The following is a 1,436-nucleotide window of genomic DNA, read 5'->3' as shown; positions in this document are numbered from 1 at the left end:
CCACCGCCAGCGCCACCGCCAGCGCCACCACCGGCACCACCGCCAGCGCCACCACCGGCGCCACCACCGGCGCCGCCAGCGCCACCGCCGCCAGCACCAGCACCAGCTCCAGCACCAGCTCCAGCACCAGCTCCAGCACCAGCTCCAGCACCACCACCGCTTCCACCCGCGCTCCCGTCGCCACCCGCGGAACCCCCGCTGCCACCCGCGGCGAAGGTCCACCGGTCGTTGACACCGACGCTCGGCCCCCTCGGGTTCCCACTACCTGCAGTGCCGGGAGTCCTCTGAGATGACTGCACCACGGCCCCCGATGGCCTGGCATTCAGGCAGACGGCTTCGCCGAACGGGTTGTAGCGGTCGCAGTAGCTCGGAGGCGTTGAGGGCCGGGGGAGGGCTGCCTGGGCCTGCGGTCCAGCGACCCGCGTCCGTGCGTCCGCGATGCCCGGACGCGGCGGGGGGATCGTCGGCGGTGCCGACGCGGATGTCGTGCTGCCGCGCGTGTCGCCCGGGGCGGCCTTGGGCTCGATGACCCGGGCCGGCTCGGCGAGCTTCGTGGGCTCGGCGGCTCGCGTGGGTTCCGCAAGTTTCGCGGGTTCGGTGGCTCGCGCGGGCTCCGCAAGTCTCGCGGGCTCGGCAGCCCTCGCAGGCGCAACCTGCCGGCGAGCTTCATTGGCCCTCGCGGGTGCGGGAGCCCTGGCCGCTTCGACGGGCGCTGGCACCGGCAGGGGCGCCGGCGCCGCCTCCGGCTGCGCCGGCACAGGATCGTCGGGCGGTGTCGCCACCGCCGTCTCGACAGGTGGTGCCACCGCAGCCGTCTCGACGGCTGCAGAAGGCGCGGCATCTTCTTGTGCACGCGCCGGAGCGGGCGCTGCCAGCTCGGCCACGCGCGGCTCCGGCGCCACGGGCCGATCGGCCTCGCCGCGGGTTTCGGTCGCCGGCGCTGCGGGCTGCGCAGGCGGCAACGCTGCCGTCTGGCTGTCCGGCGAGGGCGCCGGTTGCGACACATTGGAAGCCGCAGAGGAGGGCGGCGATGGATCCCGCATCGTCGAGCGGCCGAGGTACCACAGCACGAATGCGCCATGCGACACCGCGAGCACGAGCAGCAACCACACGATGGACGCATCGACACCCGGTGGCACCGGGATCCCCAGCACGCGCCGAGCTTTCGTGCCCCCGCGACGCGCGCGCACCGGAGGCCAGTCATCCATGGCCGACCCGGGGGCGGGATGCACAAGGCGGCCGCCAGGCGGCACCGTCACGGCGGCTTCCCCGACGCCCTGCGGCAACAGCTTGTGGGCGCACCGCCGGCAGTACTGGGCGGTGTCGCGGTTGAGCGTTTGGCAGGCGTCGCACACCCGCGTCAGCTGATGCGGCGGAATGGCGGGCCCCGGCGGCTGCCAGTCCGTCCAGTTGGGCTGCGCCGAGGTCAGCGGCGA

1 protein-coding gene is annotated in these 1,436 nt (G+C 74.6%); it reads right to left on the bottom strand.

From position 1 onward, the window contains the following. Window positions 1-235 (bottom strand): hypothetical protein (locus APY03_RS45355; protein WP_198161252.1); only part of this gene is annotated, 235 nt, incomplete at its 3' end. Between the last annotated feature and the right edge of the window lie 1,201 nt (window positions 236-1,436).

Origin of the sequence: Variovorax sp. WDL1 (assembly GCF_001541225.1) — a bacterium.
Classification (GTDB): Bacteria; Pseudomonadota; Gammaproteobacteria; order Burkholderiales; family Burkholderiaceae_C; genus Variovorax.
The sequence above is the reverse complement of the archived record's forward strand: the minus strand, read 5'-3'. Positions and strand labels throughout refer to the sequence as shown.